This window comes from Streptomyces sp. NPDC000878, from assembly GCF_053599695.1.
Map to the genome: position 1 here is coordinate 142272 of NZ_JBSFMT010000018.1, position 9675 is coordinate 151946.

A 9675-nucleotide genomic window follows, 5' to 3' on the forward strand; every position below is an offset into this window, starting at 1 on the left:
CGCATTTCGGACACCATGTCGGCAACCGGAACGACCGGCGTACGCTCGACTTCAGTCATAACTCTCTGATGTAGCGAGGCGAGCGAAGATGCCCGAGCTGAGGTCCCGCACAGTCACCCACGGCCGCAACATGGCGGGCGCCCGCGCCCTTATGCGCGCCTCCGGTGTACCGGGCGCGGACATCGGCCGCAAGCCGATCATCGCGGTCGCCAACAGCTTCACCGAGTTCGTGCCCGGCCACACCCACCTCCAGCCGGTGGGCCGCATCGTCAGCGAGGCCATCAAAGCCGCCGGAGGCATCCCGCGCGAGTTCAACACGATCGCCGTCGACGACGGCATCGCGATGGGCCACGGCGGCATGCTGTACTCCCTCCCCTCCCGCGACCTCATCGCGGACAGCGTCGAGTACATGGTCGAAGCCCACTGCGCCGACGCCATGATCTGCATCTCCAACTGCGACAAGATCACCCCGGGCATGCTGAACGCCGCCCTGCGGCTCAACATCCCCGCGGTCTTCGTCTCGGGCGGCCCGATGGAGTCCGGCCGCGCGACCCTCGTCGACGGCACGGTCCGTACGCTCGACCTGGTCGACGCGATCTCCGACGCCGTGAACGAGAAGATCTCGGACGAGGACATCCTCCGTATCGAGGAGAACGCCTGTCCGACCTGCGGTTCCTGTTCCGGCATGTTCACGGCCAACTCGATGAACTGCCTCGCGGAGGCCATCGGACTCGCCCTCCCGGGCAACGGTTCGGTCCTGGCCACGCACACGGCCCGCAAGGCGCTGTACGAGAACGCGGGCCGCACGGTGATGGACATCACCCGCCGCTACTACGAGCAGGACGACGAGACGGTCCTGCCCCGCAACGTCGCCACCTTCGCGGCCTTCCAGAACGCCATGGCCCTCGACATCGCGATGGGCGGCTCGACCAACACGATCCTGCACCTGCTGGCCGCCGCCCAGGAGGCGGGTGTCGCGTTCGACCTGGACGACATCAACGAGGTCTCGCGCCGGGTGCCGTGCCTGGCGAAGGTCGCGCCGAACGTCGCCAAGGACCGCACGTACTACATGGAGGACGTGCACCGGGCCGGCGGCATCCCCGCCCTCCTCGGCGAACTGCACCGCGCGGGCCTGCTCAACGAGGACGTGAACTCGGTTCACAGCTCGTCTCTCGCGGACTGGCTGAAGACGTGGGACGTGCGCGGCGGCTCGCCGTCGCCGGAGGCCCTGGAACTGTGGCACGCGGCCCCCGGCTGCGTCCGCTCCGCCGAGGCCTTCTCCCAGTCGGAGCGCTGGGAGGCCCTCGACACGGACGCCGCCGGCGGCTGCATCCGCAGCGCGGAACACGCGTACTCGAAGGACGGCGGCCTGGCCGTCCTCAAGGGCAACCTCGCCGTCGACGGCTGCGTCGTGAAGACGGCCGGCGTCGACGAGTCGATCTGGACCTTCGAGGGCCCCGCGGTCGTCTGCGAGTCGCAGGAAGAGGCCGTCGAGAAGATCCTCAACAAACAGGTGACGGACGGCGACGTCGTCGTCATCCGCTACGAGGGCCCCAAGGGCGGCCCCGGCATGCAGGAGATGCTCTACCCGACCTCCTTCCTCAAGGGCCGCGGCCTCGGCAAGACCTGCGCCCTGATCACCGACGGCCGCTTCTCCGGCGGCACCTCGGGCCTCTCCATCGGCCACGCCTCCCCCGAGGCGGCCTCCGGCGGCACGATCGCCCTCGTCAAGGACGGCGACCGCATCCGCATCGACATCCCGAACCGCACGATCGAACTCCTGGTCACGGATGACGAACTGGCGGCCCGCCGCGAGGCCCTGAACGGCGTCTACGCCCCCGTCTCCCGCGAACGCAAGGTCTCCGCGGCCCTGCGCGCGTACGCGGCGATGGCGACGAGCGCCGACCGGGGCGCGGTCCGGGACGTGTCGAAGCTGGGCTGACGCTCGTACGTCTGGCTTGTACGTCTGTCTCTGCCTGCCTGTGGGAAAGGGCCGCTCCTGATCACGAGGAGCGGCCCTTTCCCGTACCTGAGTCAGGTGTCGTACGTGGTTCAGCCGCCGCCCGTCACCAGCGCGCCGGGTCCGCCGCGTCCACGGCGAAGACGGAACCGTCGGGAGCGCTCGCGTACACGCGGCCGTCGGCGACGACGGGGGCGGGCAGCGCGCCCGCGATCGTGTCCGAGGCCGCGCCGAGCCGGGGCGAGGTCTGCCCGACGAGCGTCCCCGTGCGGGCGTTCACCGCGAGCAGCCGGCCGTCGGCGGCGGTGAAGTACACGTACCGTCCGTCGACGGCCGGCGCCGAGCCGAGGCTCACGGACGTCTGCAGCGACCAGAGCTGCTTGCCCGCCTTCAGATCCACGGCGGTCAGCGCACCTCCCGCGGCCATCAGATAGACGACGTTGCCGCGCACGGCGCCCTGGGCCCGCGGGAGCGGAACGGTCACGTCGACCCTGCGCGTGGCCCCGCTCTCCGGGTCGTAGTCGACGACGGCGACCGTGTCCCCGTACACGCTGTCGAGGGCGGCGAAGAAGACGGAGGCGCCCTCGGCGGTGGTGCCGATGGGCCGCAGCTCCCCGTCCAGCCGCTTCTGCCAGCGCACATCGCCCGTACCGGGGTCCAGCGCGGCGACCCGGGTGCTGTCCCCGTCCTCGGCGGTGCTCGTGGCGTACGCGAGCTGGTCACCGGCGAAGGAGAACAGCTGCGGCCCGCTCAGATCGGCGATCCGCCGGTTCCACTTGCTGTCGCCGGACGCGCTGTCGACGCCGGTGACCTTCCCGTCGGCGCGGTTGAGCAGGGTCATACCGCCGGCGTACCCGAGGCCGACCCGGTCGGACACGGTCTCCTGCCAGCGGGTGGCGCCGGTGGCGGGGTCGAGCGCCTCCAGCCGGGGCCCCTCGTCCAGCGGGGGGTGCACGAGCCCGCCCGACAGGACCGGCGGGCGGCTCAGCACGAGGGAGGAGTCGATCGGGTGCCGCCACAGGACGGTGCCGTCGGCCGGGTCGATGGCGGAGACCAGCCCCTTCTGCGCACAGAACAACTTCCCGCCACCGGACGAGCACAGGGGCATCCCGGCGTCCCCATCGCCGGCCGGCCGCACCGCCCAGCCCCGGAAACCGGCGGCGGCGGTCGTCGTCGTACCGCCACCGGAGGAATCCCCCGTGGGCGCGGTGACCGGATCACCGCCGAGCATCTGCACCGAGGCGAAGACACCCCCGGCGACGAGAACGAGCGCACCGGCGGCGAGGAGGACGCGCTTGCGGAGCTGCCGCCGAGGAGAGGGGGAGCGAGGAGAAGCCGGAGAAGGGGCAGCGGAAGCGGGGGAGGGGCCGGAACCGGTACGGGAGGCACTCCGCTGCTCGGGTATGAACGACTGAGTGTCGTAGGAGGCCGCAACCGACCTGAGTTCCCGCATGAGGTCATCGGGAGTGGGCCGGTCCTCGGGCTCCTTGGCGAGACAACGAAGCACCAGCGGAGCGAGGTTGGTCGGTACGCCCGTCAAGTCCGGCTCGTCGTGCACGACTTGGTAGGCGACGACGTACGGACTGTCGGAGTCGAACGGCCCGCGCCCGGTCGACGCGTGCACCATCACCGACCCCAGGGCGAAGATGTCGGCGGCGGGGCCGACTTCCCGAGGCCGCCGGAACTGCTCGGGAGCCATGAACGGCGGCGTACCGATCAACTTGCCGGTCTCGGTGCGCAGTTCGCTGTCCTTCGGCCGAGAAATGCCGAAGTCGATGACCTTCGGACCGTCCTCGGCGAGCAGTACATTGCTCGGTTTGAGATCCCGGTGGACGACCCCGACCCGGTGGATGTCCCGCAGCGCCTCGGCAAGCCCGGCCATGAGCCGCCGCAACTGCCCAGGGTTCATAGCCCCGTTCCGCTTCACCTCGTCGGCGAGGGTCGGCCCGGGGATGAACAGGGTGGCCATCCAAGGCTGTTCGGCATCCGGATCGGCATCGACGACGGGCGCGGTGAAGGCACCGCTGACGCGCCGGGCGGCGGCGATCTCCTGCCGAAAACGCCCCCTGAACTCAGGATCCTTGGCGAACTCGCCATGCACGACTTTCACCGCGAGCTTCATCCCGGAGGTACTCCGGGCCAGGTGCACCACGCCCATGCCGCCGGAACCCAGCCGTGACTTCAGACGGTACTGACCGGCGTACTCCGGAAGTTCCGCTTCCGCGCCGGGTCCGGAGTTCCGCTGTGGCGTCATGGACTCACCCCCGTGCTGTTCGGCCGCGCGCGCGACGGACGGAGCCTAGTCGATGAGGTTGACGGGACAGAGGCGGCTTGCGGACGCAGGTGTACGAGTTACGTACATGTGTTTCATGGCGTGTTTTAGGGGTATCAACGGGACCCCATGGCAGTCATGGGGTCCAACGGGGGAGGTTTTTTCATGTCCACAGACAGCATCGAGGAGAGAACGGCCGACGAGACGAAGGGTGCGAGGACGGAGCTGACGATCACGACCGCGGCAGCGGCAGCAGCGGCGACAACGTCCGTCCGGTACTACTCGGTCGCCCCCGGCTACCGCCTCAACGTCCGCAGCGGCCCCGGCACCGGCTACACCATCGTCCGCGTCCTGTCCGAGGGCGCCCAGGTCCCGATCTACTGCCAGCGCCCCGGCGAGGCGATCGCCGGTCCGTACGGTACGTCGAACATCTGGGACAACATCGACAACGGCCAGTACGTCTCGGACGCGTACGTCCTGACAGGCAGCGACGGCTACGTGGCACCGCGCTGCTCCTGACCGCGTGATCCACCCGGGTACCGGTACCGGCATTCGGTGCCGGTACCCGGCTGGCGATAATCGAGGGGTGAGCGACAAGAACGCCCGGGGCGGCGACACAGGCCCCAGCCCCGAGCCCATCCGCTTCTTCGGCACGACCTGGGTGGAGCACGACGCCGACTACACGGCCCGCCGGGTGGGGGTGGCCGTCGGCTCACTGGCGGCGACGGCGGCATCCTGCCTGATCCTCCGCTTCGCGTACGAGGGCCTGCGCATCGCGGAGGTAGGGGGCCTCGTAACCCTCCTGGTGGTGATCATGTTCGCCACCTGCAGCGCACTCGCGTTCGGCCACACCTGGGGCGCCTTCACCAAACGCCCGGACCCGACCCGCCAGGCCTCCCTCCGAGGCCTGCTGACGATCGGCTTCGTAGGCTCCCTGACGGCGTACTTCCTCCGCTCCCTGCGAGAGGCCCCCGGCGAGTCCCTGAACCGCCAGGAATACGAGACGTCACGCGACCGCCACACCCGCAAATCCACCCGCCGAACAGGAAACTCGGCAAAGAGACAAAGCCCCTGAGAGGGACTCCGGCTGCGTTTCTTTCGCCCCCACCCAAGCCCCAACTCTTCTCCAAACCCCTACCCCCCACCAACACCCCCAGCCACCATGTCCACATGACGGCCTCCACCCAACCGCCCACGCAACCCCCCACCCCCTCCCGAGCCACCTCCTTCAACGCAGCCGCATCCCAGTACGCCCAAAACCGCCCCTCCTACCCACCCGCCCTCCTGACCGCCATAGAACACCTGGCCGCCCACCCCCTCACCGGCTCCCGCGTCGCAGACATCGGCGCCGGCACCGGCATCTCCACCGCCCTCCTCCACACCCACGGCGCCCACGTGATCGCCGTGGAACCCGGCGCCGGCATGGCAGCCCAGTTCCGCCGCACCCTCCCCGACGTCCCGATCGTCAGAGGCAACGGCAACGCCCTCCCCCTGGCCGACGCCTCCGTCGACTTCCTCACCTACGCCCAGTCCTGGCACTGGACCGACCCGGACCAAGCGATCCCGGAAGCCCTCCGCGTCCTGCGCCCGGGCGGCGCACTCGCCCTGTGGTGGAACACGTATCCCCTGGACATCCCCTGGATCGGCGCCCAGGCGAACCGCATCCAGTACTTCTTCGGCATCGACACGGCCCTGGAGCAGCACAGCGCCCACCTCCGCGCCGCAGACCCCTCAGGCCACCTCGACTTCGCCCGCCGCCAACTCCGCTGGAGCCGCCGGGTCCCGATCGACACCCACCTGGCCAACCTCGGCAGCCACTCGCTCTTCCTGGTCCACGACAAGGAGGAAGCCGCCGCCTTCCTGGCCGAGGAACGCAACCTCCTGCTCAAGCTCTTCCCGACCGAAACGCTCGAAGAGACCTACGACGTAGACCTGTTGGTAGCGAAAACCTCAACCACCTGACCCGCCCACCCCTGCACCGGCACCCGCACCCTCATCCACCCCCGACCCCCGCCCCCGCTCCCGCCCAGCAACCCACCCCTCCAAAGCCGCCGCACACGCATGATCCACATGCCGAAGCCCACCCAACTCCAGCCGAACCTCACGCCCCCGAGGCAACTCCTCCAGCGACTCCAACGCATCCAGCAACTTGGGCAACCGCAAAAACGTCGCATGCCCGACAACCCGAACGACAACAACACCACCGCCACAGCCACCGTGACCACCGACACCGCCGCCCTGCTCACCAACCTCCACATGCACATGACTGATCTCCCAGGCGACCTTCCCCACGGCCAGCGCGAGCCCGACCACCACCCCCACGATCAGATTCCCCACGACAATGGCCCCGGCCGTCACCACCAGCACCACCACCTCCCCCCGATGCCCCCGCCACAGCACCCCCACCTCCCGCACAGGCACCAACCTGCACCCGGCGTACACGAGCAGCCCGGCCAGCGCGGCCACGGGAATCACCCCGAGCACCCCGGGCACGACCACCGCGAACCCGAGCAGCCACAACCCATGCAGCACCCGTGACACCTTCGTACGCGCCCCCGCCCCGATATTCGCCGCACTCCGTACGATCACCGCGGTCATCGGCAACGCCCCGAGCACCCCGCACACCGCGTTCCCGACCCCCTGCGCCACCAACTCCCGGTCGTAGTCCGTCCGCGCCCCCTGATGGAGCCGATCGACGGCCGCCGCACTGAACAACGACTCCGCGGACGCGATCAGGGCGAACGCGACGACGGTCCCGATCACCCCCGCGTCCACGAGCCGCCCGAAATCCGCCGCCTCCGGCACCCGTACGGCAGCCAGCAGCCCCCGCACCTCGACCCGCCGCACATCCAGGTCGAACCCCCAGGTCACCCCCGCCGCGAGCGCCACCGCCACCAACGCCCCGGGCACCAGCCGCGTCCCCCACGCCCAACGCCGCCACACCAGCAGTACGGCGATGGTGGCGCCCCCGACGGCCAACGCCACGGGATCCGCGTCCCCGGGAAGCGAGACCAGCCCGCCCAGCTTCCCGAGCGCACTCGCGGGCGCGCTCACGTCACCGAGGGCGTACACCTGACCGGCGACCAGCACGATCCCGATCCCGGCGAGCATCCCCTGGACGACCGCCACGGACACGGCCCGGAACCACCGCCCGAGCCGCAACGCCCCGAGCCCGACCTGCACCACCCCGGCCGCGAACACGAGCACACCGAGCACTTCAAGCCCGTACGCCCGCACAGCCTCGTACACCAGCACGGTCAGCCCCGCCGCCGGCCCGCTCACCTGAAGGCTGCTCCCGGGCAGCGCCCCCGCGACCAGCCCACCGACGATCCCGGTGACCAGCCCCAGCTCGGCGGGCACCCCGGAGGCGACGGCGACGCCCACACACAGCGGCAGCGAGACGAGGAAGACGACGAGAGAAGCGAACAGATCGGCCTTGCGCACGCCAAGGCGCATGGCGAATACACCTCCGACTACACCGCCGCCAGCGGGCGAATGAAACCCCTTGTCGGCAAGGAGACCGGACACACCACCCATTTCGTACGGCTCCCCACCAAGAACCGGAATCAAAGGAAGCCCCCGGAGTCACCCGAACCGGACGCCCCTCCTCCGATCACCCCACAGCGCGCCTGCGCCCCCACCCGCGACGCACTACCGCCTTGACGAGCCGCCGAACGACGAGCATTATTCATCACATGATGAATTACAACGACCCCCCTCCTGGAAGGGCCGTCGAAGCCATCCAAGGCGTCGAAGCAGTCCAAGCCATCAAGGCCGTCCCAGCAGTCCAGGCCGAAGCCCTCACCGTCGTACGAGGCACCCGAACAGTCCTCCGAGCCCTCGACTTCACCGTCCCGCGCGGCCAGATCACCGGCCTGCTGGGACCCTCGGGCTGCGGAAAATCGACCCTCATGCGCGCGATCGTCGGCACCCAGGCCAAGGTCACCGGCACCCTGGAAGTCCTCGGTCACCCCGCCGGCCACGCAACCCTCCGCAACCGCATCGGCTACGTGACCCAGGCCCCCTCGGTCTACGACGACCTGACGGTCCGCCAGAACCTCACCTACTTCGCCGCGATCCTCGACCCCGGCCGCGCAGCCGCCGACCGCCGCCACCAGAACGTCACCCGCGCCGTCGCCGACGTCGACCTCTCCACCCACGCCGACACCCTCGCGGGCAACCTCTCCGGCGGCCAGCGCAGCCGCGTCTCCCTGGCGGTGGCCCTCCTCGGCGCCCCCGAACTCCTGGTCCTGGACGAGCCGACGGTGGGCCTGGACCCCGTACTCCGCCGAGACCTGTGGGCCCTCTTCCACACGATCGCGACGACCCGCGGAGCGACGTTCCTGATCTCCTCCCACGTCATGGACGAGGCCGAACGCTGCCACCGTCTCCTCCTCATGCGCGCCGGCGAACTCCTGGCCGACGACACCCCGGAGGCCCTCCGCACCCGTACGGCGACGGAGACGGTGGAAGAGGCGTTCCTGCACCTGGTGGACGAAGCGAAGAACCCGCAGACAGAGCAGACAAAGAGGAAGCAGCCCCAGCAATGACCACCGCAACCGCGACCCGCCCCCGCACAACCGCCCTGAACGCCTCCCGTACGACAGCCACGGCGGCCCGCGTACTGGCCCAACTCCGCCACGACCCACGCACCATCGCGATGCTGATCGTGCTCCCGAGCCTGCTCCTGCTTCTCCTCCGCTACGTCTTCGACGGCAGCGAGCGCACCTTCGACGGCATCGGAGCGTCACTCCTCGGGATCTTCCCCCTCATCACGATGTTCCTGGTGACCTCGATCGCCACCCTGCGCGAGCGCACCTCGGGCACCCTCGAACGCCTCCTCGCCATGCCCCTCGGCAAGGGCGACCTCATCGCCGGCTACGCCCTGGCCTTCGGAATCCTGGCCATCATCCAGTCGGCCCTGGCCACAGGCCTGGCGGTCTGGCTCCTGGGCCTGGACGTGACGGGCTCCCCCTGGCTCCTGCTCCTGGTGGCCCTCCTGGACGCACTCCTGGGCACGGCCCTGGGCCTCTTCGTCTCGGCCTTCGCGTCGTCGGAATTCCAGGCGGTCCAGTTCATGCCGGCGGTGATCTTCCCCCAGCTCCTCCTCTGCGGCCTCTTCACCCCCCGCGACACCATGCACCCAGCCCTGGAAGCAGTCTCAAACGTCCTCCCCATGTCCTACGCGGTGGACGGCATGAACGAGGTCCTCACCCACACGGACATCACAACCAACTTCGTACGAGACTCCCTGATCGTCGCGACCTGCGCCCTCTTGGTCCTAACCCTGGGAGCAGCAACCCTCCGCCGCCGAACGACGTGAATTTTCAGCCCCGGCCGGGGCTGGTTTTTCAGCCCGTCCGGCGTTTGAGGACGAGGCCGTTCAGGCCGAAGCGGGGGTCTGGGGGCGGCAGCCCCCAGGAACGGGATGGGACGGGTAGGG

General features: G+C 69.7%; 8 protein-coding genes. 6 read left to right on the forward strand and 2 right to left on the reverse strand.

Going from position 1 to position 9675, the window contains the following annotated elements; genetic code table 11:
- The first annotated feature begins 88 nt into the window (after positions 1-88).
- Positions 89-1942 carry a dihydroxy-acid dehydratase gene (gene ilvD / locus ACWDR4_RS18840; protein ID WP_450409795.1) on the forward strand — a complete coding sequence of 618 codons (1854 nt, stop codon included), beginning with the start codon at positions 89-91 and terminating at the stop codon, positions 1940-1942.
- Between the two features lie 124 nt (positions 1943-2066).
- On the opposite strand, the gene ACWDR4_RS18845 is transcribed toward ilvD, so the two are convergent.
- Positions 2067-4214, reverse strand: a complete 2148-nt coding sequence (locus ACWDR4_RS18845; RefSeq protein WP_450409796.1) for a serine/threonine-protein kinase — start codon at positions 4212-4214, stop codon at positions 2067-2069.
- A 183-nt stretch (positions 4215-4397) separates the two neighbouring features.
- Here ACWDR4_RS18845 and ACWDR4_RS18850 point away from each other — a divergent pair, with 183 nt between their 5' ends.
- The 3 genes from ACWDR4_RS18850 (at position 4398) to ACWDR4_RS18860 (ending at position 6194) form a co-directional block, all read left to right on the forward strand.
- Positions 4398-4751: an SH3 domain-containing protein gene (locus ACWDR4_RS18850; RefSeq protein ID WP_450409797.1), complete on the forward strand. Its 354-nt coding sequence runs from the start codon at positions 4398-4400 to the stop codon at positions 4749-4751.
- Positions 4752-4818: 67 nt separating this feature from the next.
- Positions 4819-5307 (forward strand): EamA/RhaT family transporter, encoded by a 489-nt coding sequence (locus ACWDR4_RS18855; protein WP_450409798.1) that lies wholly within the window; start codon positions 4819-4821, stop codon positions 5305-5307.
- Positions 5308-5402: 95 nt separating this feature from the next.
- Complete coding sequence (locus tag ACWDR4_RS18860; RefSeq protein WP_450409799.1) at positions 5403-6194, forward strand: class I SAM-dependent methyltransferase; 792 nt, start codon at positions 5403-5405, stop codon at positions 6192-6194.
- Here the strand turns inward: ACWDR4_RS18860 and ACWDR4_RS18865 are convergent.
- Positions 6183-7688 carry a SulP family inorganic anion transporter gene (locus tag ACWDR4_RS18865; RefSeq protein WP_450409801.1) on the reverse strand — a complete coding sequence of 502 codons (1506 nt, stop codon included), beginning with the start codon at positions 7686-7688 and terminating at the stop codon, positions 6183-6185. The genes ACWDR4_RS18860 and ACWDR4_RS18865 overlap by 12 nt on opposite strands.
- A 242-nt stretch (positions 7689-7930) precedes the next feature.
- Here ACWDR4_RS18865 and ACWDR4_RS18870 point away from each other — a divergent pair, with 242 nt between their 5' ends.
- Both ACWDR4_RS18870 and ACWDR4_RS18875 read left to right on the forward strand, forming a co-directional pair.
- Positions 7931-8782 (forward strand): ABC transporter ATP-binding protein, encoded by an 852-nt coding sequence (locus ACWDR4_RS18870; RefSeq protein ID WP_450409808.1) that lies wholly within the window; start codon positions 7931-7933, stop codon positions 8780-8782.
- Positions 8779-9555: an ABC transporter permease gene (locus tag ACWDR4_RS18875; protein WP_450409803.1), complete on the forward strand. Its 777-nt coding sequence runs from the start codon at positions 8779-8781 to the stop codon at positions 9553-9555. Before ACWDR4_RS18870 ends, ACWDR4_RS18875 begins: the two co-directional genes overlap by 4 nt.
- Positions 9556-9675 lie beyond the last annotated feature (120 nt).